The organism is Streptomyces akebiae (assembly GCF_019599145.1).
GTDB classification, from domain to species: Bacteria; Actinomycetota; Actinomycetes; order Streptomycetales; family Streptomycetaceae; genus Streptomyces; species Streptomyces akebiae.
Genome location: NZ_CP080647.1, coordinates 9,377,751 through 9,399,594, shown reverse-complemented (window position 1 = coordinate 9,399,594; position 21,844 = coordinate 9,377,751). Strand labels below are relative to the sequence as shown.

The 21,844-nt window shown below is 72.4% G+C and carries 19 protein-coding genes and 1 pseudogene; 9 read left to right on the top strand and 11 right to left on the bottom strand.

What is annotated here, in order from left to right; all coding sequences use genetic code 11:
* Window positions 1-31: 31 nt before the first annotated feature.
* The 3 genes from K1J60_RS40730 to K1J60_RS40720 form a co-directional block, all read right to left on the bottom strand.
* Entirely contained in the window at window positions 32-571 is a 540-nt protein-coding gene (locus tag K1J60_RS40730; RefSeq protein WP_220650597.1) for a hypothetical protein, read from the bottom strand.
* A gap of 138 nt (window positions 572-709) precedes the next feature.
* On the bottom strand, window positions 710-1,720 hold the full coding sequence (locus K1J60_RS40725) for an HtaA domain-containing protein (RefSeq protein WP_220650596.1): 1,011 nt from the start codon (window positions 1,718-1,720) through the stop codon (window positions 710-712).
* 99 nt (window positions 1,721-1,819) lie between these two features.
* A complete protein-coding gene (locus K1J60_RS40720) occupies window positions 1,820-2,614 on the bottom strand; it encodes an LPXTG cell wall anchor domain-containing protein (RefSeq protein WP_220650595.1) in 795 nt (264 codons plus the stop codon).
* A 92-nt stretch (window positions 2,615-2,706) separates the two neighbouring features.
* Between K1J60_RS40720 and K1J60_RS40715 the strand changes: the two genes are divergently transcribed.
* On the top strand, window positions 2,707-3,765 hold the full coding sequence (locus K1J60_RS40715; RefSeq protein WP_259408135.1) for a heme/hemin ABC transporter substrate-binding protein: 1,059 nt from the start codon (window positions 2,707-2,709) through the stop codon (window positions 3,763-3,765).
* Window positions 3,766-3,861: 96 nt separating this feature from the next.
* Here K1J60_RS40715 and paaE read toward each other — a convergent pair whose 3' ends face one another.
* The 5 genes from paaE to paaA are packed head-to-tail and all read right to left on the bottom strand — an operon-like array spanning window position 3,862 to window position 7,828.
* Window positions 3,862-5,208, bottom strand: a complete 1,347-nt coding sequence (gene paaE, locus K1J60_RS40710; RefSeq protein ID WP_259408134.1) for a 1,2-phenylacetyl-CoA epoxidase subunit PaaE — start codon at window positions 5,206-5,208, stop codon at window positions 3,862-3,864.
* Entirely contained in the window at window positions 5,208-5,717 is a 510-nt protein-coding gene (gene paaD, locus K1J60_RS40705; protein WP_220650594.1) for a 1,2-phenylacetyl-CoA epoxidase subunit PaaD, read from the bottom strand. Before paaD ends, paaE begins: the two co-directional genes overlap by 1 nt.
* Window positions 5,711-6,538 (bottom strand): 1,2-phenylacetyl-CoA epoxidase subunit PaaC, encoded by an 828-nt coding sequence (paaC, locus tag K1J60_RS40700; RefSeq protein ID WP_220650593.1) that lies wholly within the window; start codon window positions 6,536-6,538, stop codon window positions 5,711-5,713. The genes paaD and paaC overlap by 7 nt, the downstream gene beginning before the upstream one ends.
* Window positions 6,539-6,548: 10 nt before the next feature.
* Window positions 6,549-6,845, bottom strand: coding sequence for a 1,2-phenylacetyl-CoA epoxidase subunit PaaB (gene paaB, locus K1J60_RS40695; protein WP_086785833.1), 297 nt, complete (start codon window positions 6,843-6,845; stop codon window positions 6,549-6,551).
* On the bottom strand, window positions 6,842-7,828 hold the full coding sequence (gene paaA, locus K1J60_RS40690) for a 1,2-phenylacetyl-CoA epoxidase subunit PaaA (protein ID WP_220650592.1): 987 nt from the start codon (window positions 7,826-7,828) through the stop codon (window positions 6,842-6,844). The genes paaB and paaA overlap by 4 nt, the downstream gene beginning before the upstream one ends.
* A 643-nt stretch (window positions 7,829-8,471) precedes the next feature.
* Here paaA and K1J60_RS40685 point away from each other — a divergent pair.
* Window positions 8,472-10,643, top strand: coding sequence for a TerD family protein (locus K1J60_RS40685; RefSeq protein ID WP_220650591.1), 2,172 nt, complete (start codon window positions 8,472-8,474; stop codon window positions 10,641-10,643).
* Between the two features lie 169 nt (window positions 10,644-10,812).
* Here the strand turns inward: K1J60_RS40685 and K1J60_RS40680 are convergent, their stop codons facing one another.
* A complete protein-coding gene (locus K1J60_RS40680) occupies window positions 10,813-11,682 on the bottom strand; it encodes a fructosamine kinase family protein (RefSeq protein WP_259408133.1) in 870 nt (289 codons plus the stop codon).
* A gap of 378 nt (window positions 11,683-12,060) precedes the next feature.
* Here K1J60_RS40680 and K1J60_RS46430 point away from each other — a divergent pair, with 378 nt between their 5' ends.
* The 6 genes and pseudogenes from K1J60_RS46430 to K1J60_RS46425 all read left to right on the top strand — a co-directional run bounded on the left by K1J60_RS46430 (window position 12,061) and on the right by K1J60_RS46425 (window position 18,339).
* Window positions 12,061-13,134, top strand: a complete 1,074-nt coding sequence (locus K1J60_RS46430; RefSeq protein WP_259408132.1) for a 5-dehydro-4-deoxyglucarate dehydratase — start codon at window positions 12,061-12,063, stop codon at window positions 13,132-13,134.
* 49 nt (window positions 13,135-13,183) lie between these two features.
* Complete coding sequence (locus tag K1J60_RS40665) at window positions 13,184-14,443, top strand: glucarate dehydratase family protein (RefSeq protein WP_220650589.1); 1,260 nt, start codon at window positions 13,184-13,186, stop codon at window positions 14,441-14,443.
* Window positions 14,444-14,923: 480 nt separating this feature from the next.
* Window positions 14,924-16,351: a family 2B encapsulin nanocompartment shell protein gene (locus K1J60_RS40660; protein ID WP_220650588.1), complete on the top strand. Its 1,428-nt coding sequence runs from the start codon at window positions 14,924-14,926 to the stop codon at window positions 16,349-16,351.
* On the top strand, window positions 16,348-17,511 hold the full coding sequence (locus tag K1J60_RS40655) for a family 2 encapsulin nanocompartment cargo protein terpene cyclase (RefSeq protein ID WP_220650587.1): 1,164 nt from the start codon (window positions 16,348-16,350) through the stop codon (window positions 17,509-17,511). Before K1J60_RS40660 ends, K1J60_RS40655 begins: the two co-directional genes overlap by 4 nt.
* Window positions 17,512-17,574: 63 nt before the next feature.
* Window positions 17,575-17,865 (top strand): annotated as a pseudogene (locus K1J60_RS40650) (SAM-dependent methyltransferase); the annotation flags it as partial.
* 192 nt (window positions 17,866-18,057) lie between these two features.
* Window positions 18,058-18,339: a tetratricopeptide repeat protein gene (locus K1J60_RS46425; RefSeq protein WP_259408130.1), complete on the top strand. Its 282-nt coding sequence runs from the start codon at window positions 18,058-18,060 to the stop codon at window positions 18,337-18,339.
* Window positions 18,340-18,372: 33 nt separating this feature from the next.
* On the opposite strand, the gene K1J60_RS40640 is transcribed toward K1J60_RS46425, so the two are convergent.
* A complete protein-coding gene (locus tag K1J60_RS40640; protein ID WP_220650586.1) occupies window positions 18,373-19,380 on the bottom strand; it encodes a peptidoglycan-binding domain-containing protein in 1,008 nt (335 codons plus the stop codon).
* 227 nt (window positions 19,381-19,607) lie between these two features.
* Between K1J60_RS40640 and K1J60_RS40635 the strand changes: the two genes are divergently transcribed.
* Entirely contained in the window at window positions 19,608-21,011 is a 1,404-nt protein-coding gene (locus K1J60_RS40635; RefSeq protein WP_259408129.1) for a phospholipase, read from the top strand.
* On the opposite strand, the gene K1J60_RS40630 is transcribed toward K1J60_RS40635, so the two are convergent.
* Window positions 20,955-21,320: a hypothetical protein gene (locus K1J60_RS40630; protein ID WP_220650585.1), complete on the bottom strand. Its 366-nt coding sequence runs from the start codon at window positions 21,318-21,320 to the stop codon at window positions 20,955-20,957. The two genes, K1J60_RS40635 and K1J60_RS40630, sit on opposite strands and share 57 nt — an antisense overlap.
* Between the last annotated feature and the right edge of the window lie 524 nt (window positions 21,321-21,844).

The following is a 21,844-nucleotide window of genomic DNA, read 5'->3' as shown; positions in this document are numbered from 1 at the left end:
CCGTGGCGAAGGGGCCCGGCCTGGTGGGTGGTTACTGGAAGGCGAGGGGGGCGTGGACGTCGTACTTGCGGTCGTTGCTGTCGAAGTGGTCGGCGCGGGTGACCACCGCGCAGGTGACGTCCTCGCCGCAGACGCTGCCGTCCTCCAGGGTGGCCTGGACGTAGATGTTCACGCTGAAGGTGCCGCCGGCGGCGAACTTGGAGCTGTTGGCGAAGAGGCCGCCGAAGGTGTTGTTGATCCAGTGTGAGGCGCCGGTGGAGCCGGACTCGTCCTGGCCGCCGAGGCAGGGGGTCGGCTTGTTGGCGCCCTGCGCGCCGTCGACGACACAGAGGCCGACGTAGATGCCCTGGCTCGTGTTGTAGCCGGAGCCGGAGACGGTGATGACCTGGCCCGACGCGGCGGCCGTGTTCGGCGCGGTCAGGGACAGGTTGTAGGTGGTGCTGCCGTCGACGATCGTGCGGGTCGCGGTGGCGGCGGAGGCCGAGGTGGCGAGGCCCAGGGTCAGGGCGGCGGAGGCGGCGACGGCGAGACCGGCGCGGGCGGCGGTACGGGCGGAGGGAACGACTCTCATCGGGAGAGGACCTTTCTCAAGAGCGAGGATTTACTTAGGTAAGCCTTACCTAACCTTTCTCGTGATCTCTTTGTCAACAGAATGCAAAGAACCTGCAACGGGCCTGCGCCCGGCGGGCGTTGCCCCGGTCCGTGAGGCTCAGGAGACCGCCTCGTCGGCGAGTACGGTGAACCCCACGACGGCCTCACGGCCCCCGGTCACGGAGTACAGCCGCACGGTGTGCGCACCCTCGGTCGCGGTGTCGTACACCGGGAAGTCGCGGGCGACCCGGCCCGACGCGTCGGCCACGGCCTGGTAGCGGGTGTCGTCGTCGATCGCGACCAGCACGACCTCATCCGGCGCGAAGCCCTCGCCGGTGACCTGTTGGCCGTCACCCGCCGCCAGGCTCGTGCGGTCCACGGCCGCCGACGGGGCCTGCCCCGTCTCCCGCTCGGCCCCCGCACCCGCGTCGGCATCGGCATCGGCATCGGGGGGCCCGGTCGGCGTGTCGCTCCGGCCCGGCGGGGACGAGGAGGCGTCACCGCCGGACACACCGGGCGCCCCGTCCTGCGGATCGGCGCTCCGTGACGCTCCGGTCCCCACGGTCACGTCGAACGGGGCGAGTTCGTCCCCCGCCGCGTACGGCCGCCCGCTCCAGCGGGTGAGCAGTGCGGCGCCCTCGGCCGTCAGCGACACCCGCAGGCCGGACCAGGTCGCGCCGCCGCTGCGGACGCTCGGCGCGGTGGCACCCGTGCCGACCTCGGCCAGCGTCAGATCACCGCTCTCCCCCGCCCGTTCGGCCCGCACCCGGAGCGTGCCGGCGCCTCCGTCGAGCCGCAGGCGCAGCTCATCGAGGGTCAGCGTGCCGACGCCGGCGCCGCCGAGCCGGATCGCCCCGTCGAGCGCGACGTCCGCGTCCCCCTCACCCGGGGTCGCGCTGCCGCCGTCGACCGGGAACCAGGTCCTGCCCCCGGAGCCACGCACGGCGGGCGACCCGGCCGTCACTGTCGCGTCGGCGCCGGTGGACGCCTCGAACACCGGGCCCCAGCTCGCGAATCCGCCGGACACCTCACGCGGGGCCTCGGCCCCGTTCCGCGCCGTCGCCGTGCCCTGGCAGAGCAGAGCGAGCAACGCGCCCGCCGCCGTCACGGCGGCACCAGGTCTGTTCATCACTACGCAGTCCTCCTTGGAAGGCCGACCGCGTGGCCGACCGGACGCCCCGCCCCCGGGGCGTCGACTGTTCTGTGGACGGCTGTCGTCGACACGCCGTCAGTTCGGGTCCGCGCCCGCGGACGCGGTGCCCGTACGGCGACGGCGCGCCCAGACCCAGGCCGCCCCGCCCGCGGCGACCAGCCCGGCAGCGGTGATGCCGAGCGGTACGGCGGCGCTCCCGGTGCTGGCCAGCGGCTCGTCCGAGGCTCCTGTGTCGCTCGACGTGCCGCCCGTGCCGTCCGTTCCGCCGGTGGCCGTGCTCGTACCGGCCGACGGGGTCGCCGTGCCGTCGGCGCCCGGGTCGTCGCCGTCGCCGCCGGCACCGGTGAACGTCACCGGAATGCGGACCGTCTGGCTCTGGTCGCCGCCCCTGGTGTGGTCGTTGCGGGTGATCACGGAGCAGGTGACTCCGGACTTGGCGCAGTCGGTGTGGGCGTCCTTGGCCCGCACCTTGATCTGCACGGAGAACGTGCCCTGGTGCCCGCTGCCCTGGTACGGCTTCGCCAACCCCTCCCCGTACGAAGGTGGGTTGGAGGAGACCCACACCGACGCGCCGGAGTCGCCGGACATGTCGACGCCGCCCACGCAGGGCGTGGGAGTCCTGCCCGCGCCGTTGTCCACGCAGAAGGCGACGTAGACGCCCTTCTCGGTGTTGTAGCCGGTGCCGGACACGGTCACCGTCTCGCCGCCCGGGGCGAGTCCGGAGGATTTGGAGACGGTGAGCTTCTGGCCCTCGGGACCGGTCGCGGAGCCGCCGGCCGCCATCGCCGAAGGCGCCGGGACGAGGATCAGGGCACTCGCGACGGCGGCCGCCGGGGCTGCGCGCAGGGCTCGTAGGCCACATCTGTGCATCGGTGTCAGCACTCCCACCATAGGAAACTCAGGTAAGGCTAACCTAAGGTAACCAACGCCTGGTGCGAACGGTAGACATGGAAGGCGGTTCGATGCGTAGGTCCGGAGGAGCTCAACTCACCATCGAGCGAAGGGGAGTTGCCGCGCTCGCCGTTGCTCTCGCGATGCTGGCGGCCGGCTGCGCAGGCGGCGACGGCAAGGGCGAAGCAACGGGGGCGAAGTCCTCGGCGTCGTCCGCGAGCGAGCGAGCGGCCGCCGCCCAGAAGCAGCTGAGGACGAATTCCCTGGTCCCCCTGGAGGGCGAGGCGGCCACGCCCGAACTGCCCGTCACCGTCGAGTCGTCGGACGGCCGGAAGGTCACCGTCGAGGACGCGTCGCGGATCCTTCCGCTCAACGGGGGCATAGCGGAGATCGTGTTCACCCTCGGTCTCGGCGACAAGGTCGTCGGCCGGGACATCACCGCAACCTTCGAAGAGGCCGAGGACCTTCCCCAGGTGACCAAGGCGCACGACGTGAGCGCGGAGAGCGTGCTCTCGCTGGAGCCGACCGTGGTGCTCGCCGACACCGACACCGGACCCAGCGAGGCCGTCGACCAGATCCGTGACGCCGGGGTCCCCGTGGTCGTGCTCGATCCGGCCGACGAACTCTCCGACGTGAGCACGCGGACGACCCGGGTGGCGGAGGCGCTGGGCGTACCGGCCGCCGGCAAGGTCCTCAACGAGCGTTTCGCCACGGAGTTGGAGGCGGCACGGGCGGCCGTGCCCGAGGGGAGTCGACCGAAGGTCGCGTTCCTGTACATGCGCGGGTCGGCCGCCGTCTACCTCATCGGCGGGAAGGGGTCGGGAGCGGATTCCCTCATCGACGCGGCCGGGGCGCAGGACGCCGGGGTGGCCGCCGGACTGGACAAACCGTTCACACCGATCACCAGCGAGGCCCTCGTCGAGGCCCAGCCCGAGGTGATCCTCATGATGAGCAAGGGACTTGAGTCGGTCGGCGGTGTCGACGGACTGGTGGACATCCCCGGCATCCGGGAGACGCCGGCCGGGATGGACCGCCGGGTGGTGGATCTGGAGGACGGGGTGCTGCTCAGCTTCGGGCCGCGTACGCCGTTGGTGATCGACATTCTGGTGGATCGCCTGCATCGGGGGTGAGGTGAGGGGGACTTCTCAGGGGCGCGGGGAGCTGCGCGAGAAGCCCCGCCGGCCCCGTGCCCGACAACCGGCCTCGCGCCCGAGGACCGCCCCCACTCACGTGTCGAAGTCGACCGTCAACGTGTCCGAGGCCGGGTACGACTGGCAGGTCAGGACGTACCCCGCGTCGACCTCGGCCGGTTCGAGGGCGAAGTTGCGGCGCATCTCGGCCCGGCCGTCCGTGACGAGCGCGCGGCACGTGCCGCAGACGCCGCCCTTGCAGGCGAAGGGCAGGTCGGGGCGGGTGCGTTGGGCGCCGTCGAGGATGCTGCGCTCGCGGGGCAGCGCGGCGGTCGTGGTGCGGCCGTCGAGGACGACCGTGACCTCGCTGACGGGCCCCTCGGCGGCGGCCTCCTCGTGCCGCGCCTCCCGGACGGGTTCGTCGTCGGCGTAGAACAGCTCCTGGTGGACGCGATCCGCGGGTACGCCGAGTCCGCCCAGGACCCGCTGGGCGTCGCGGACCATGCCGTGCGGGCCGCACAGCCACCAGTGGTCCGCCGTCCCGACGTCGACCAGGGAGTCGATCAGCGCCGAGAGCCGGTCGGCGTCGAGGCGGCCGGAGAGCACCTCGGCCTCACGGGGTTCGCGGGAGAGGATGTGGGCGAGCTGGAAGCGGGCCGGGTACAGGTCCTTCAGGTCGGCCAGTTCGTCGGCGAACATCACCGTGCCCGTGCGGCGGTTGCCGTAGAAGAGGGTCACGGTGGAGCGGGGGTCGGCGGCGAGCACGGACTCGGCGATGGAGACCATGGGGGTGATGCCGGAGCCGGCCGCGATCAGCACATGGTGGCCGGGGGCGGTGAGATCCGGGGTGAAGAAGCCGGTGGGGGCCATGACCTCGACGGTGTCGCCGGGACGTACGTCCTCGACCAGCCACGAGGAGAACAGTCCGCCCGGCACGACCCGTACACCGATGCGCGGTGCCGCCCCGGCCGGGGAACAGATCGAGTACGACCGCCGCTCGTCGCGTCCGTCGATCTCGCGCCGCAACGTCAACGACTGCCCGGGCGCGAACGCGAACTCCTGCGCCAGCTCCGCCGGCACCGCGAACTCCACGGCGACGGCGTCCTCGCAGAGCGGCTGCACGGCGGCGACCCGCAGGGCGTGGAACGCCGGACGCCGACGGGAACGTGCCCGCCCCGCCCCGGCCCGCAGGGCGGCACCGGCCGAGTCCGTCCCGCCGGGAACCGCCGGGACGGCAGAGGAGTCGGCCCCTGCCGGGGTCGATGATCCGGCTGCCGCCCATGCCGAGGGCCGGGCTGCCCCCGGTGCCGACGGCCCGGCCCCCGCCGGTGCCGCGACGGCGGAGGCGGTCGGCGCCGCAGGGCCGGCCGCGAGCCGTGCCGGAGCGGTCAAGGCGGCCGGGGCTTGGGGCTCCCCTGTCGGCTCCTTGCTGAGGCCTTCCATCAGATCTCCTTGACGTGCTCGAACGGCTCGCGGCAGGTGTGGCAGCGCCACAGGGACTTGCAGGACGTGGCGGCGAAGCGGGAGGTCTCCTCGGTGTCGGTGGAGTCGCAGCGGGGGCAGGCGACCGACCGGCGGGTGGGGGACAGCAGGAGGGGGACCGGGCCCCGAGGGGCCGCGCCGGGTGGGGCGATGCCGTGTTCCGTCAGCTTGCGGCGGCCGGTGTCGGTGATCCAGTCGCTGGTCCACGGGGGGTTCAACACCGTGCGGATCTCCACGCGTTCGTAGCCGGCCGCCCGCAGCCGCGCGGCCACGTCGGCGCGCATCTCGGCCATGGCCGGACAGCCGGAGTACGTCGGGGTCAGGCTCGCGACCACCGTCCCGTCGGCCGTCAGCCGCACCTCTCGCAGGACACCCAGGTCGGCCAGGGTCAGCATCGGCAGCTCGGGGTCCGGCACCTGCTCGGCGACGTGCCGGGCGCGCATCGCGGCGTCGGTCAGGGTGGTCACCATGTCGCCTCCGGGTGGGCGCGGGCCACACTCTGCAACTCGGCGAGCAGCGGCGCCAGATGCTCCGTGTGGTCGCCGGCGCGTCCCGCCCCCGAGAGCGGCCGGTACACCGGCATCGGCAGCCCGGCCGCCGCGGTGACCTGGCGGAGCACGGCGGCGACCTCGTCCTGTACGTCGCAGGCGGTGAACAACTCGCCCAGGTACGGGGCGACTTGCTCCATGGCCTTGCGGATCCGCCGGTGCGACTCCTCCGTACCGTCGCCCAGCCGTACGGCCCATTCGGCGGCGTACTGCCGGTGGTACGTCAGCTCCTTCACGCCCTTCGCGGCGATCGCCGCGAGGACGGGGTCCGGGTGGGTGATCAGCCGCTCGAAGTGCGCGAGGCGCCAGCTGGACAGGACGAGCAGTCTGACGATCGAGAACGCGAAGTCTCCGCACGGGAGTTCGGCGAGGCGCACGTTGCGGAAGTCGTCGGCGTCCCGGAAGTAGGCGTACGCGTCCTCGCCGCGTCCGGTGCCGTCGACCTGCCCGGCGCGGGAGTACAGCAGACGGGCCTGGCCGAGGAGGTCGAGACCGATGTTGGCGAGGGCGACCTCCTCCTCCAGCTCGGGCGCGCGGGTGGTCCACTCGGCGAGCCGCTGGGCCGAGACCAGGGCGTCGTCGGCCAACGCCACGCAGTCGGCGGCCAGTTCGGCGGCGTCCACGCCCTCGGGAACCGTGGTGTCCACACCGTGCAGGGGGTCCTCGAAGCCGGTGCCGTATGCCCAGCGGGCGTCGTCCTCGTGTCCCTCGGCGAGGGTCAGGTAGACGTGGTCGTCACTCATTCCCTGCTCCTCAGATGTGCGGGACGTCGTCGGGGATGTCGTAGAACGTGGGGTGGCGGTACACCTTGTCGGCACTGGGCTCGAAGAAGGGGTCCTTCTCGTCGCGGGTGGAGGCGGCGATGTGCTCGGAGCGCACGACCCAGAGGGAGACGCCCTCGTTGCGGCGGGTGTAGAGGTCGCGGGCGTGGGTGAGGGCCATCTGGTCGTCGGCTGCGTGCAGCGAGCCCACATGGACGTGGTTCAGACCTCGCTTGCCGCGTACGAAGACCTCGTACAGCGGCCAGTCGCCCTTGTTCGTGCCGGTCATGCCGCCGTCCCCTTCCGGGCTCGCTCGTCGCGCTTGGCCGCGTGGGCGGTGGCCGCCTCGCGCACCCAGGCGCCGTCCTCGTGGGCGGTCCGCCGCCGTTCCATCCGCCGGTCGTTGCACGGTCCGTCGCCGGAGATCACGCGCTTCAGCTCGTCCCAGTCGGGGGTGCCGAAGTCGTGGCGGCCGCGCTCCTCGTTCCACCGCAGCTCCGGGTCGGGGAGGGTGACGCCGAGCTTCTCGGCCTGTGGGACGGTCATGTCGACGAAGCGCCGGCGCAGTTCGTCGTTGCTGTGCCGTTTGATCTTCCAGGCCATCGACTGCGCCGAGTTGGGCGAGGCGTCGTCGGGCGGGCCGAACATCATCAGGGAGGGCCACCACCAGCGGTTCACCGCGTCCTGGACCATCGCCCGCTGCGCGTCGGTGCCGCGCATCATCGTCATCAGCAGCTCGTAGCCCTGCCGCTGGTGGAAGGACTCCTCCTTGCAGATGCGCACCATCGCGCGCGCGTACGGTCCGTAGGAACTCCGGCACAGCGGTACCTGGTTGCAGATCGCCGCGCCGTCCACGAACCAGCCGATGACACCGACGTCGGCGAAGCTCGCGGTCGGGTAGTTGAAGATCGACGAGTACTTCTGGCGGCCCTCGATCAGCCGGCGGGTCAGGTCCGCGCGGTCGGCGCCGAGGGTCTCGGCCGCCGAGTACAGGTAGAGCCCGTGGCCGGCCTCGTCCTGCACCTTGGCGAAGAGGATCGCCTTGCGGCGCAGCGAGGGCGCGCGCGTGATCCACTCGCCCTCCGGCTGCATGCCGATGATCTCCGAGTGCGCGTGCTGCGCGATCTGCCGGACGAGCGTTCTGCGATAGCCGTCGGGCATCCAGTCGCGGGGCTCGATCCGCTGGTCCCGCGCGATCGTCGCGTCGAAGTGCTGCTGGAGGGCGTCCTCGGCGTCCTGGGACGGCGCCCCGGCGGAGTCTGTCGTCGTCATCGATACCAGCTTCCCAACCGACCATTCGTTCGGTACCAGTGTGACGCGATTCGAGCCGCCGGGCAAGACCCGTACGCCGCTTCACGCCCCCGGCGGCCCCTTGGGCTTCTCGACAGGCGCGGCCACGGATGGGTCACACGACCGTGACGTACAGTAACCGAATGATCGGGCGGCGCATCGGACGGTGAGCGCGAAGGAGTCGCGATGAGCACCCGGGGCGAGCCCCTCCCCCGTGACCTGCTGGACACCGGCGAACGCCTCACCCCGGAACACCTGCGGACACTCCAACTGAGCCGGCCGCGGGCCACGTTGCGGCACGCGTACGACACGTGGAGCTGTACTCAAGCGGGTCGAGGACCTGCGCGACTCCGAGTCCTGACGGCCGAGGGCCCGGACCGGCGCCCCGCAGGGCGCACCGACAAGTCGGCGACCCCGCGCCTGGTTCAGGCACTGGACGCGGTGGGCGACGGTCGCTCGGACCCGGCCCTCGCCCCCGGCCCTCGCCCCCGGCCCTCGACGGTTTCCGCGCGCATGCGCGACGCAGGCCGGACGCACATGTACGGAGGTGGCGGGACGCGGTCGGGCCCGGCGGCGTGGGAAAACTCCGGTGCGCCGATTCGTACACCTCTGCGATCATCCCGGAATGGCGCAGAGTCTCGAATCGCTGGTCGTCCGGCACACCCACCGCCTCCCCGTCCCGAAGGGGTCCGCCGGTGACGGCACCGCCGCCGCGCGGCAGTTCGACGCCGCGCTCATGGACGTGGGCTTCAAGCTCTCGGCCGAGCTGCTGCAGAGGCTGTCCGGGCTGTCCGAGGCCGCCGTCCTGCACACCGCCCGGCGGACCCTGCGCACCGTGCGCGAGATGGTCGGCGACCACGTCCGGCACAACTCCTACTTCATCGACTTCCCCGCGAACGTCCCGGGCACCGAGGAGTTCTGGACGCGGTGCGTGGCGCGGGCTCTCGGCGACGAGAAGGCGCGCGAGGGCGTGCTGACCCAGCTGGCGAACGGGGTGCTGGACCTGCTCAGCCTCCCCACGTACGGCCGGTACCAGCACACCTACGAGGAGATGCTCGCGGCGCAGGACGAGCTGATCGCCTCGGCCGGCGACCGGATCACCGTGCTGCACCCGGGCCGGGACCTGGACCACGAACTCACCGACCTGTACCTGGCCCTGGCGGGCAGCACGACCCCGCTGGGCGAGGACGACCTGCGCGACCTCGGGGTCCTCGCCGAGCGGTGCGCGCTCGGCCCCCAGCCGGAGCGGATCCCGGTGCGGGAGAACCGGGCCGTCGTCAACGAGGCACGGCTCACCGCCGGGGCGGACCTGCTCCTCGACACGGTCACCGATGTGCTGCGGCTGGCCTGCGCGCTGTCGGGCGGCGACGTGACGCTCCAGGAGCCGACCCGGTTCCGGTCACTGTCGCGTCCGGTGCGCCGGGCGCTGCTCGCGGGCCTCGACGCCGTGGTCGCGGCGAACCCGGCGAAGCTGGCCGATGTGCACGCGCACCGGGAGCCCTTCAAGCGGCTCGGCGAGCGCCTCCACCCGCACGAGTACCCGCGCTGGCCGCACGCCGCCGACGTGTTCGCCGTCGCGCGGGGCGAGAAGGAGGCGCGGTCCTTCGACAGCCGGGTCGAGAAACTGCTCGACGAGTTCGACGTCACCGGGGCGGCCGGGCTGCTGAAGGCCGCTCCCGGCAGGCTGTTCCGCACCCTGGACCTCCTGCTGCGGATCGCCGCCGACCAGGCGGAGCGGGACGCGGTGCTGGCCGCCGCGGTGGAGGTCGCCCCCGAGGTCTCCGGCCGGGTCGTCCTGTCGGTCCGCGAGCACCTCCACAACCGGGAGCGGGAGACCGACGCACCCCGGGTCTTCGTCAACCGCCGGGGCCGCGCCTGGGTCTCCCCCGACGACCGGCCACCTGTTCCCGCCGCCGAGCGCGATCGCCTGATCGCCGCCCTCGACACCGAAATAGGGCGCCGGCTCCCGGAGCCGGGGCGGCTGCTGGTCGACCCGGACGTCCTGGACGTGGCACTGCCGCTCAGCGGCCGGGCGACGGCGGCCGGGCTCGGGGTGCTGCCGCGCGGTTCGGTCTCGGAGGTCGACGGCGAGCGGCTGCGCTTCTTCGTGTACTGGAAGGAGACCGAGCACCGCACCGACTACGACCTGTCGGCGCTGCTCCTGCACAGCGACTACAGCACCGACTCCTGGCTCTCCTACACGTCCCTGACGGCCGTCGGGGGCCGGCACTCGGGCGATGTCACCGAGGCGCCCGACGGCGCCTCGGAGTTCATCGAGCTGAGCCTGGACCGGGTGCGCGGCACGTTCATCGTGCCGCAGGTCAACATCTACGCGGGCGAGGGCTTCGAGGAGGTCGAGGAGTCGTTCTTCGGGTTCATGGTGCGCGACGGCGCGCAGAAGGGCCGGCCGTTCGAGCCGCGCACGGTGCGCATGAAGTCGGAGCTGCGCGGGGTGGGCCGGGTGGCGCTGCCGCTGGCGTTCCGGCGCGGGGAGGACGGCCGGTGGCGGGCGAAGTGGCTGCACCTGTATCTGAAGGGCATCTCGTCGGCCAACCGGGTCGAGGAGAACCAGGCATCGGTGTCCAAGGTGGTGCGTGCCGTCGTGGAGCGCGAGCAGCTGACGGTGGGGTACCTGATCGACCTGATGACCCGTGAGGGAACGGTCATGGACCTGTGGGACGGCACGTGGGTGCCGGACGAGCCCGTGACGTACATCGGTCTCGAACGGCCCGAGGGGCTGCACCCGGACTCCCGGATCATCACCCTCGAAAATCTGCGCGACCTGGTCCCGGGCTGAGTGCTAGCGTGGCCCGTGGCGAGGCCATGAAGGGGCTTCCTTCTCATTCACTCCACATGAAACCGAGTTCCTTCGCTCTCCTCGCCCTCCGCTTCCACCGGGAGGCGCCCGCGCGGCGCCTCCCGGTGTCGTATGTGCGGCCCGCACGATGCGGCGGACCGCCGGTGACTCACTTCCCGAGGGCCGCCCTCGCCACCGCGAGGGCCTGCTCCGCATAGCCCCGTCCGAACAGCACCGTGTGCACCAACAGCGGGAAGAGCTGGTGGAGGCCGACGCGGTCCTGCCAGCCGTCGGCGAGGGGGGCGGCCCGCTGGTAGCCGTCCAGGACGTGGCCCAGGTGGGGGCAGCCGAACAGCGCCAGCATCGCCAGGTCGGTCTCGCGGTGGCCGCCGTGCGCGGCCGGGTCGATGAGTCGGGCGCGGCCGTCGGCGCCCCACAGGACGTTGCCGTTCCACAGGTCGCCGTGCAGCCGGGCGGGCGGCTCGGCGGGGCCGGCCAGGTCGGGCAGCCGGGCGCAGACCTCCTCGATCAGGGTGGCCTCGGCGGGGCGGATCGTGCGGTCGTCGACCGCGCGGCGCAGATACGGCAGCACGCGGTGCTCGGCGTACCAGGCGGGCCAGTCGCCGCCGGGGACGGGGACGTTCCGCATGGGGGCGCGTCCGATGTACGCCTCCCTGGGGCCGCCGGGCGGCGGGGCGCCGAAGGCGGGCGCGCCGGCGCCGTGCAGGGCTGCCAGTTCGGCGCCGAGGCGGGCCGCAGCCCCGGCACTCGGTGCCCCTTGGTCCACCAGGTCGATCACCAGGCGGTTCCCGTGGTGGCCGTGGACCGTCGGGACGCGGACCGTGTCCGCCTCCGCGAGCCAGCGCAGTCCGGCCGCCTCGGCCCGGGCCGCGCCGGGACCATCGCCCACCTTGACCAGCACCTTCCGGCCGTCGTCGAGGGTGACCTCGGTGAGCGTGCCGGACAACCGGCGTTCACCGGTCGTCGGCCGTCCGGTGAACCGGGCCGCCAGGGCACTCGGTGCCGTGCGCTCACCCACGGCCACCACCTCCCGTTTCCTTCTCCCCGGTCGCTCCACAGGATCCCGCAGAGGCGGGGTGTGACCCCGGTGAAATCTCCTACCCATGTCTTGACATGCAAACGAAACGCTCCGTAGCTTGGCCGATCATTTAGATTCGTGAAGGCTGTTCATGAATATGAACAGCCGGGCGGACGGCCCGGAAGAACGACGGAGTGTGCCCATGGGCGTTCGCCGACGAAGTCGCCGCCTGGCCGCCGTGATCACCGTCGCGGGGCTCGCGTTCGGGGCCGCGACCTGCGGATCCGGTCGTCCATCTGCTCCTCCAGCGCTCGCTGGTCACCGGCATCGCCGCCGGCGCCACCAAGGGCTGACCCGACCCCCACGTTTGAGGAAGACATGAAGTTCCAAGGAGTGCTGTTCTTTCCGGTCACGCCGTTCGCTCCGGACGGTTCGCTGGACGAGGAACGGCTCGCACAGCACATCGAGGCCGGGGTCGCGGCCGGGGCCGGCGGCGTGTTCGTCGCCTGCGGCACCGGCGAGTTCCACGCGCTGACGTCCGAGGAGATCGAACGGGCCACCCGCATCGCGGTGGCGACGACGGCCGGGCGGGTCCCCGTGCTGGCCGCCGCCGGGGGCCCTCCTCCGGTCGCCCGCGACCAGGCCGCCCGCGTCGAACGCGCCGGCGCCGACGGCATCCTGCTGCTGCCGCCGTACCTGGTGAGCGCGCCGCAGCAGGGCCTGATCCGTTACGTGAAGGAGGTCACGGAGGCCACCGCCCTGCCGGTCGTCTTCTACCAGCGCGGCACCGCCCGCCTCACCCCGGACACCGCCGCCGCGATCGCCGCGCTGCCGGGCGTCGTCGGCCTCAAGGACGGCATCGGTGACATCGAACGGATGCACCGCGTCGTCCGCGCGGTACGGGCCGTGCCGGGCACGGAGGGCTTCCAGTTCTTCAACGGGCTGCCCACCGCCGAGATGATCGCGCCCGCCTACCAGGGCATCGGCGTCGGCCTGCACTCCTCCGCCGTGTTCGCCTTCGCCCCGGAGATCGCCGTCGCCTTCCACCGGGCCCTAGTGCCGCGACAGGCAACGTTTGCCCCGTCGCAACGCCCGGCACGCACTCTCGCCGCACCGGGCACAAGCCCAAGTACATCCAGTACGAGGACGTTCGCCCGGCACGCCGAGAGCACGCACCGGACGCCGCTCCTTGACGGGCAAAGGTTGCCTGCCGCGGCACTAGCCGAGCACGACGAGACGCTGGTCGCCACGCTCCTCGACGAGTTCTACGGCCCTCTCGTGGAACTGCGCGACGAGGTGCCCGGTTACGCCGTGGCACTGGTCAAGGCCGGGGTGACCCTGCGCGGCCTGGACGTCGGCGGGGTACGGGCGCCGTTGGTCGATCCGACGCCGGAGCACGTGGCCCGGCTGGCGAAGCTGATCGACCACGGCCTGGAGGTGGTGGGCGCGTGAGGACGAACCGTCGCGGCCCGCACCGTCACCGCGCGGACGGGGTGGGCGTATGACCGGCACACCGGGCTCCCGGATCCGCGAGCTGATCGTCACCCCGATCGCCTTCCGTGACCCGCCGCTGCTCAACTCAGGCGGCGTCCACGAGCCCCTCGCGCTGCGGACCGTCCTCCAACTCGTCCTGGAGGACGGCACGGTGGGGCTCGGCGAGTCGACGGGCGGCACCGTCCGCCTGGAGCGGCTCGACATCGCCGCGAAGGCGGTGGTCGGCCTGGACGTCTTCGACACGACCGCCGTGACGGCCGCGATCGACACCGCGCTGCGGCCCACCGTGCCCGGCTCCCACGAGCGCGGCTGGACCACCTCGGCGGTCGAGGTCGCCTGCCTCGACGCGCAGGGCAGACTGCTCGGCCGCCCGGTCAGCGATCTGCTCGGCGGCCGGGTCCGCGACACCGTGCCCTTCGCCGCGTACCTCTTCTACAAGTGGGCCGAACACCCCGCCCTCGACGGCCGCCCGGCGGTCGGGGACGACTGGGGCGAGGCCCTCGACCCGGCCGGGGTCGTCGAACAGGCCCGGCTGATGCAACAGCGGTACGGCTTCCGGTCGTTCAAGCTGAAGGGAGGGGTCTTCCCGCCGGACGAGGAGATCGCCGCCGTCGAGGCGCTCGCGGAGGCCTTCCCCGGACAGCCCCTGCGTCTCGATCCCAACACGGCCTGGACGGTGGAGACCTCGAAGTACGTCGCCCGCCGACTGGACGGCGTGCTGGAGTACCTGGAGGACCCGACCGCCGGCATCCCCGGCATGGCGGAGGTGGCCGAGGAGTCGCCGATGCCGCTCGCGACCAATATGTGCGTGGTGGCCTGGGAGCATCTGAGGCCGGCCGTCGAGCAGGACGCCGTGCAGGTCCTGCTCACCGACCACCACTACTGGGGCGGGCTGCGCCGCACCCGCGAACTGGCCGCCGTCTGCGAGGCGTTCGGGCTCGCACTGTCCATGCACTCCAACTCGCACCTCGGCATCAGCCTGGCCGCGATGACCCATGTCGCGGCCGCCATCCCCAACCTCGACCACTCCTGCGACACGCACTACCCGTGGAATTCGGCGGACGACGTGATCGTGCCGGGCGTGCTGGAGTTCCGGAACGGGGAGGTAGCGGTGCCGACGGGGCCGGGGCTGGGCGTGGAGCTGGACCACGACGCCCTCGACCGGCTGCACCGGCTGTACGTCGACTCGGGGATGTGCTCCCGTGACGACACCGGGTACATGCGCCGGATCCAGCCGGGGTACGAGCTGCGACTGCCGCGCTGGTGAACGGGCCGCCACGGCGAGGCCGGTGAACCGCCGCTGATCAGGGGCCGCCTCCGGGCGGCCCCTCGTCGTACGGCAGGGGTCGGGCCCTCCTCGCCGTCCCCGTCGTACGCCCTGCGCACCACCGGCGTCGTACGCCCTCCGCGCCGGTCGTGGGAGGCGGGCGGAGGGCGCGGGAGCACCGCCCCGCCGGCGTTCTGCCTCAGTCGGCGGTTTCCGCATCCCCAGGACGCGAAGTCGCCCCTTTCACGCGGTGCCCGACCGGCCGTCCGGCTGTTTGGCTTGACCTGCGACACATGCCGCCCATCCGCGTGTGCCGCCTCACCTCGCCGCCCCGCCGGCGTCCCTCGCCTCGGAATCCGCCCACGGCCACGTCGTACGCGCGCCACCCGAGTCCCGTGTCCCGGCAGCATCCGGCGATCCGCCCCTGTCCAGGCGCGCCCCGTCCGTCCACGCACATCCGCTCACCTCTCGGGAGGGAATGTGACCGCCCCCGTAAGCTCCTCCGAAAGCGCACCGGAGCCCGCCGACGAGCAGCACTTCACCAGTCTCAGCACCCGCGCCGCGCGGCAGCTCGCGACGACCACCAAGTCCGAACCGCAGATGCAGGCGATCACCTCGCGATGGCTGCTCAGGACGCTGCCGTGGGTGGACGTCAAGGGCGGCACCTTTCGGGTCAACCGCCGTCTGCAGCTGCGGATCGGCCGGGGCCGGGTGCAGTTCGACCAGAACGGCGCCGACGACGTCAAGGTCATCCCGGAGACCCTGACCGAGCTTCCGGCGCTGCGCGGTTACGCCGACCTCCCGGCCCTCAGGGAGATCTCCGCCCGGTTCCGGGTGCGGGAGGTGCGTGCCGGCCAGGTGCTGGTGGACGCCGGGCAGCCGGTGACCGAGGCGTATCTCGTGGTGCACGGCAGGTTCACCCGGTACACCACCGGCAAGTACGGCGAGGAGGAGGTCCTCGGCGTCATCAGCGACGGCGACGGGCTGGGCGACGAGGCCATCGGACACGCCGACCCGCTGTGGCTCAGCTCGGTACGGGCCGACACGGCCGGGGTGGTGCTGGCGCTCAACTGGGACGTGCTGATGGCGTTCGTGGAGCGGACGCCCTCCCTCGCCGCCCAGTTCGACGCCTTCGCCGAGCAGCAGCGCAGGCCCATGAACCGCAAGGGCGAGGCCGATGTCCCCCTGGAGGCCGGACATGTGGGCGAGTTGACGCTGCCGGGCGGCTTCGTTGACTACGACCTCGCGCCCCGCGAGTACGAACTCTCCCTCACCCAGACCGTGTTGCGGGTCCACACCAGGGTCGCGGACCTCTACAACAACCCGATGGACCAGACGGAGCAGCAACTCCGCCTGACCATCGAGGAGATCCGGGAACGCCAGGAGTGGGAACTGGTCAACAACCGCGACTTCGGGCTGCTGCACAACATCGACTACGGCCAGCGCATCAGCACCTTCTCCGGGCCGCCGACCCCGGACGACATGGACGAACTCCTGTCGATGCGCCGCAGGACCCGCCTCTGCCTGGCCCACCCGAAGGCGATCGCGGCGTTCTTCCGGCAGTGCAACCGGCGTGGTCTGGTGCCCGGCACCGTGAACGTCGAAGGACACGAGATGCCGGCGTGGCGCGGGGTGCCGCTCCTGCCGTGCAGCAAGATCCCGATCACCCCGCAGCACACCACGAGCATCATCGCGCTGCGCACGGGCGAGAAGGACCAGGGGGTCGTCGGGCTGCACCAGACGGGTATCCCCGAGGAGTACGAACCCTCGCTGAACGTGCGGTTCATGGGCGTCGACGCCACCGCGATCATGAGCTATCTGGTCACCGCCTACTACTCGATGGCCGTCTTGGTGCCCGACGCGGCCGGGATCCTGGAGAACGTGCAGGTGGGGTGGATGCCGGAATGAACGAGCCGTCAGTGGCCGGGGCGCCCTCCCGCGACAGGCCGCCGGAGCCGCCTGGGTCCGCCCCCACCTGGCCGCCGGAGACGCCGAGTTCCGCCCGTGCGCGGCCGCCGGTGCAGTCGAGTCGGGCGCGTACGCGGCTGCCGGGGCCGCCGAGTCCCGCGCGGGCGAGACGGGCTCGGCGGTCGGGCGCGGTTCCCGGGCTGCGCCACCGGCCCGCCGTGCCCGCCGATCCGGCACGGGCGGCGGAGGTGGACCGTCGGCTGGAGTCCTGGGCGGAGCGCCTCGATCTGTTCCCCAGCACGTGGCGGGGGCAGTTCGCACGCTTCGGCCTGGGCCGGGCGATCGTGCTGGCGCATCCGGGCGGGGCCGGCCTCGAACACCTCACGGCCGCCGGGAAGCTGCTGCTCGCCGAGCACCTGGTCGACAACGTCTACTGCGAGGTCGACGAGGGCAAGGGCGGCTCCCCGCGCGGCCTCGGCGGCCGGCTGCTGATGGCCCAGTCGGCGCTCGACCCGCTGCACACCACGCCGGGGACGGAGGAGGGGTGGCGCCGGGGTGTACGGGCCGACGGTCCGCTGCGGTCGTACCACTTCGCGCTGGGCGACTACGCCGCCCTCGCCACACCCAGCCAGACCGACCGGCTCGTGCACGACCTCGCCCGGCTGCATCTGGGCTACCTCGGCGAAGCGGCCTGGGCCGAGACGGACCACATGCCGCAGGTCTGGGAGTACCTGGTGATGCGGCAGTTCAACAACTTCCGGCCCTGTCTGTCGGTGGTCGACGCCGTGGACGGCTGGGAGCTGCCGGAGCACCTCTACGCCCGCCCCGAGGTCCAACGGATCACCGCGCTCGCCGGGAACGCGGCCACGATCGTCAACGACCTGTACTCCTTCACCAAGGAGCTGTCGAACGACCCGGGCCACCTCAATCTGCCCGTCGTCATCGCCGCCAACGAGCGGTGCGGACTGAAGGCCGCCTATCTGCGGGCCGTCGAGATCCACAACCGGATCATGGAGGCGTTCGAGGAGGAGTCCGCGGCCCTGTCCGCGACCTCCCCGCCGATCGAGCGCTACGCCACCGGTCTCGCCGCCTGGGTGGCCGGCAATCACGAGTGGCACGCCACCCACACCGACCGCTACAGCCTGCCCGACTACTGGTAGCGCCGGCGCCCCGCACGGCCGGCCGACGCCCGACACCACCGGAGGAGCCGCCCGTTGACCGTCATCGACCCCGGCACCACGACCACCGCCCCACAGCCGCCCCGGTCCACGGAACCCTGCCCGGCCCGGTCCGTGTACCAGAACCGGGTCGCGGACCACTGGAACGCCGAGGAGAACCCGGTCCACCTCGAACTCGGCGAGATCGACGACCTCTACCACCATCACCACGGCATCGGCGAGGCGGACTGGTCCGTCCTCGACGACGACCCCGAGCCGGCGCGCCGCCGCGCGCGCGTCACCGCCGAACTGCACCGACTCGAACAGGCCCAGGCCGAACCGCCGGCCGGCCACCTCTGACCGCTCTCCCCCGCCGACCGCGTCATCGACGCCCGGCTGGAGGCGTTCCACGGCACGGACGAGGAACCCCCGTCGCGGGCCGCGCTGGTCACGCTCACCGCGCGGCTCGCGATGTTCTACGCGGAGCAGGGCATCCGTCTGGACGAGGCGCGGCTGCCGGCGGAGGGTGCCCCGAAGAGTGCGTGACAGGTGTGGGAGCCCGGCCGGTCGGCCCTGTGCGAGGACGCCTGCGGCTGGGTCGCCTACCGGCAGGGGCGTCTGGAGGAGTCCGTCGACCTCCTCCAGGACGCCGTCGAGCACTCCGGCGGCCATGCCCGGCAGTGGGCCCACCTCGCCCTGGCCCTCGAAGCGCGCGACGACCCCGAGGGCGTCGACCGGGCCCGCGACATGTGGCAGCAGATCGCCGAACAGTTCCCCCACAGCGACACGGCGGGCCAGGCCCGTCGGCACCTCGCCGCCGCGGCCGCGTGAGGGACGGGGGTACACGGGCCTGTCCGGGTGGGGTCACGGTTCCGAGGTCTCGGATTCGAGGGCGGCGCGGGTGGCCTCGCCGTACACGCCCGACTCGTCCTCCAGGAGGACACGGGTCAGCTGGTAGCCGCGGACCGCGCTCTGGACCTCACGGTCGTAGTCGCCGTCGGGGTCGCCGTTGTAGAAGCCGATCTGGCGCAGACGCAGCTGGAGTTCGGTGACCTCCGCGCCCTGGTCCCCGAGACCGAGGACGGGCGGCGGCCCGTCGGTGACGGGCGGCGCGGGGGCCGCCGTCACGGTGGCGTCGCTGCCGGAGGGGACCTTGGTCATGCTGGTCGACGGGGCGGGGGTGGCCCCGGTTTCCGTCGGGGTCGCCGCCGGCGAGGTGGTCGCGCTGCCGGACGGGGACGCCGTGGAGCCCGTGGGGGACGGGGTCGCCGACCGCGACGCCTCCTGGCCTTCCGCCGCCTCCGGAAGGCCCGCCCTGATGTCGTCGGGACCCGAGCCGTCCCGCGAGGGAGCCTCGTACGAGAAGAGGCCACCGATGATCCCGGCCGTCACCAGGACGGCGGCCGCGGCGGCCCCCACCCCTGCGGCCAGCGCCACCCTGCGCCGCCGCTTACCGCCCGCGTCCCGCCCGTCCGAGCGCGGTGCGTCGCCCCCGGTGTGCGCGCCGCCCGCGTCCCGTTCATCGGGCATGGCCCGATCCTCGCCCACGGCCTGCGCGTCGACCGGAGCCTGCGCGTCGGTCGGGATCCTCGCCTCGGTCGGGGGCTGCGCGTCGGTCGGGGCCTGCCCGTCGTCACCGGCCGTGGGCGGCACCTCGCCCGTCGGCGGTGTGGCCTGCGGCTCGCCGTCGTCGCCCACCTGTACGAACGGGCGTATGCGCACCGGGTCGAAGTCCTCCGCGGCCTCGGCCTGTGCCGCGCGAACGTCCCGATGAGCCTCCGACGCGAGGCGGCCGCAGGAGCAGGCCGGGGTGCCGTCCGTCGCCCGGGGGGTTCCGCACTGCGGGCAGACAGAGGCTGTCGGTTCACTCACGCGTGGTCTCTCTTCGAACGGGTTTCAGAATTTAAACAGATCTTCTCCACGGAATCCCCAAGACTGCTTGAATCTCGAACCAGGGAGTGCGGCTGACTCAAGTCCCGCCACAGAACGGCGCGTTCACGCTCACGAGGACTTCCTGCGCCGGGTCTGGTGCACGACCCGGTCCACGGTGTGTCATGCCTCTGACATCATCCCGGTGCGCCCGGAGTGGAAGGAACCCCGTGAGTCAGATCCGTCCCCGTCCCCGTCCCCGTCCCCGTTCCCGCCGTCGTGTCCGCGCCCGCGCGCTCTGCGCGGTCGCCTCGCTCGCCCTGGGTGTGCCCGTCGCGTTCTCGGGACCCGCCGCCGCGGCGGTCCCCACGTACTCGGTGTATCTGCAGAACTCCGTCACCGGCCTCAACGCGGCGGACAACGGCGGTACGGTCGCCGCGCACAACCCCAAGGGCAACGAGGACCACCAGCAGTGGACGCCCGTCGCGGTCACCGGTGGCCACCAGCTGCGCAGCGCCGACCAGTCGGGGATCTGCCTCGGGCGCGGCGGCACCTCGGCGGTGACCGCGGCCTGCGGCGCGGACGGCACCACGTGGACGGTCACCGAGGCCGCGAACAGCACGTACACCATCGGTGTGCCGGGAACCTCGCAGTACCTGACGGGTACGTCCTCCGACCCCTCCCTCGTGCAGCTCGGGTCGAGCGGCGCCTACGCCCGCTGGCACCTCACACCGGTCTCCTACGCGACGTCGGCCATGCCCTCCGCCGACACGCGCACGCTCGACCAGGTCTCGTTCCTCACCTCGCACAACGCTTACGCGAACGGCGTCGACGGCAACTTCGCGTCGTTCCCCGTCAGCCTCTTCCCGAACCAGGCGCGCGGCGTGAGCCGACAACTCACCGACGGAGTGCGGGGGTTCATGCTGGACGCGTACACGGTGTCCGGACAGGCGATGCTCTGCCACAACAGCTGTGACGGGGTGAGCAACCCGGTCCCGCTCGCCACCGATCTCCAGCACATGGTCACCTTCCTCAAGGCCAACCCGGGTCAGTTCGTGACCGTCTTCCTGGAGGACTACACCGCCTCCGATGTGCTGAAGTCGTCGCTGGCGTCCGTGAGCGGCCTGTCCGACGTGCTGTACCGGCCGGACCAGGAGGGTGTGGCGACGAGCGGCTGGCCGAGAATGGCGGACCTCGCGGCCCGGGGCAAGCAGCTGCTGATCTTCAGCGACCGCACCCGCGCGAGCGACACCTCCGCCGGCTACGTCACCCGTGACACGTTCGGCGTGATGTACCAGCGGGAGTGGACCGTCGAGAACCACTGGTCCATGGGCGGCGGGCTCGGCGGCTCCGACTGGTCCTGCTACAGCCGCTGGGGCACGGCCAGACCGCTCACCACGGACTCCGCCGCCTTCCACCCGCTGTTCGTGATGAACCACTTCCGCGACTACACGATCAGCGGCACCGCGGAGACGGACAACGCCAAGCTGGGCAACCGGGCGCAGAACTTCTGCACTCCCGCCGCGCGCAAGAAGCCCAACTACCTCGCCGTGGACCGCTACGAGCTGGGTTCACCGTCACCGCTCACGACGGTCGGGAACCTCAACACGTACGTCCTCACGGCCGGCCAGTAGCCGCCGCCCCCGCAGACGGCCCGCCGGGCGACCCTCCGGCGGGCGTGTCCGTGCCAGCCGCGCGCCCACCCTGCGGGGCGCCGAACCCATGCCCCGCAGGACGGGCAGATGACTACGGGAGAGCTTCGCCCGCTCACCGCCGCCCGCGATCAGGGCGTTGACCGACGCCATCGGGTCGGCACCGGCCGCCCGCGCCACCAATGCCCCGACCACCAGCGGCAGCAGCGCCACCGCGAGGGCCGAACCGGTGGCGCCGGCCGTGGCGGTGACCTGGCGGAGGGGGCGCGGGCGCGAGGTGTGCGTGTCCATGACGACAGGACATCACCGGGCCGGGGCGCCGGGCATCTGACCACATACTCAGTCGCCCCGTCCGACGTACTCAGGCGCCACCACGGCTTCCCTCTCCCCCGGTGGACCGGTGCGCCCGAACCGATCAGTGGCACACCCGTGCCGCCGACCCCAGGTCGCGAGATCTCCGCCGCGACGGACAGGGCCGTCTCCTCCGGGCGGACGCGCGCGCAAGGTCGAGCCGGATCGAGGCGCGCAGCCGGGCCGACTCCCGCTCGCCGGCGCCGACTTCCCGCAGCCGCCGGTCGCCCTCGGCGTGGGTACGGTGGCGAAACCGGGCCCACCCAGACGGCGAGCACCGGCGCGTGGGACGCGAACAGCCCGCTGCCGGCCCACGGCCCACGGCCCACGGCCCACGGCTGTTGTCTATGGCCTGCTGGTGTTGTCCGGCGTATCGGCCGCGCCGCGAGAACGGCTATGACGACGATGAGGATGACGGCCGGTTTCGCTCCGTCCGAACATGCGGGTCCTGTCTTCTGTTTGGC

Coding starts and splice junctions, on each gene's coding strand:
- K1J60_RS40730 (WP_220650597.1), bottom strand. CDS start 571: ATGAGAGTCGTTCCCTCCGCCCGTACCGCCGCCCGCGCCGGTCTCGCC.
- K1J60_RS40725 (WP_220650596.1), bottom strand. CDS start 1,720: ATGAACAGACCTGGTGCCGCCGTGACGGCGGCGGGCGCGTTGCTCGCT.
- K1J60_RS40720 (WP_220650595.1), bottom strand. CDS start 2,614: ATGCACAGATGTGGCCTACGAGCCCTGCGCGCAGCCCCGGCGGCCGCC.
- K1J60_RS40715 (WP_259408135.1), top strand. CDS start 2,707: ATGCGTAGGTCCGGAGGAGCTCAACTCACCATCGAGCGAAGGGGAGTT.
- paaE (WP_259408134.1), bottom strand. CDS start 5,208: ATGGAAGGCCTCAGCAAGGAGCCGACAGGGGAGCCCCAAGCCCCGGCC.
- paaD (WP_220650594.1), bottom strand. CDS start 5,717: ATGGTGACCACCCTGACCGACGCCGCGATGCGCGCCCGGCACGTCGCC.
- paaC (WP_220650593.1), bottom strand. CDS start 6,538: ATGAGTGACGACCACGTCTACCTGACCCTCGCCGAGGGACACGAGGAC.
- paaB (WP_086785833.1), bottom strand. CDS start 6,845: ATGACCGGCACGAACAAGGGCGACTGGCCGCTGTACGAGGTCTTCGTA.
- paaA (WP_220650592.1), bottom strand. CDS start 7,828: ATGACGACGACAGACTCCGCCGGGGCGCCGTCCCAGGACGCCGAGGAC.
- K1J60_RS40685 (WP_220650591.1), top strand. CDS start 8,472: ATGGCGCAGAGTCTCGAATCGCTGGTCGTCCGGCACACCCACCGCCTC.
- K1J60_RS46430 (WP_259408132.1), top strand. CDS start 12,061: ATGAAGTTCCAAGGAGTGCTGTTCTTTCCGGTCACGCCGTTCGCTCCG.
- K1J60_RS40665 (WP_220650589.1), top strand. CDS start 13,184: ATGACCGGCACACCGGGCTCCCGGATCCGCGAGCTGATCGTCACCCCG.
- K1J60_RS40655 (WP_220650587.1), top strand. CDS start 16,348: ATGAACGAGCCGTCAGTGGCCGGGGCGCCCTCCCGCGACAGGCCGCCG.
- K1J60_RS40630 (WP_220650585.1), bottom strand. CDS start 21,320: ATGGACACGCACACCTCGCGCCCGCGCCCCCTCCGCCAGGTCACCGCC.